This window comes from Pantoea stewartii subsp. stewartii (assembly GCF_008801695.1).
Classification (GTDB): Bacteria; Pseudomonadota; Gammaproteobacteria; order Enterobacterales; family Enterobacteriaceae; genus Pantoea; species Pantoea stewartii.
The window spans coordinates 1-515 of the sequence record NZ_VZPF01000232.1 but is presented as its reverse complement, the minus strand read 5'-3'; the positions used below and the strand labels follow the sequence as shown (position 1 = coordinate 515).

1 protein-coding gene and 1 pseudogene are annotated in these 515 nt (G+C 45.8%); one reads left to right on the top strand and one right to left on the bottom strand.

The features are described from left to right. Window positions 1-229, top strand: a 229-nt coding sequence (locus F7Q90_RS25930) for an IS3 family transposase (RefSeq protein WP_151161185.1), incomplete at its 5' end; no start/stop codon positions are given. Between the two features lie 13 nt (window positions 230-242). On the opposite strand, the pseudogene F7Q90_RS28195 reads toward F7Q90_RS25930, so the two are convergent. Further along, window positions 243-515, bottom strand: a pseudogene (locus tag F7Q90_RS28195) (hypothetical protein); the annotation flags it as partial.

Below are 515 nucleotides of genomic sequence, written 5' to 3'. Positions count from 1 at the left end.
GCGCGGGAATAAGTGTGCCAGAGGCAACTGCTATGATATCTCCTGCGCAGAAAGGTGCTTTCACTCGCTGAGGGTAGAAGGCCTCCACGGAGAGCACTTTGCCAGCCGCGAAATAATGCGGGTCACGGTATTCAACAATTATATCGGATGTAATTACAATCGCTGGCGATGCCAGAGTGCCTGTGGTGATCTTAGTCCGGAACAGTTTGAAAACCAGAACCCCGCTTAGGGCTGTGTCCACGTCACATGGGTAGAACCAATCCCGACAGAACGAAAACCGGGTCTGGCCTCCGTAAGAAGTAAGCTTTGACATTAAATATATCAATTAAATTTCTATCAGGGCTCCTGATGTAGATAGATACTATCTCGCCTGTGGCTCCAGTTCTATCAACAGGACCTTCAACAATGGGAATACCTACCTATAAGATCTCAGACACAACGTCATTTATTGGTATTGATCTAATAAAATATAAATTGGCAGATCCCAGGGTTAGTCTTCTCGCTTTTTGATCGAA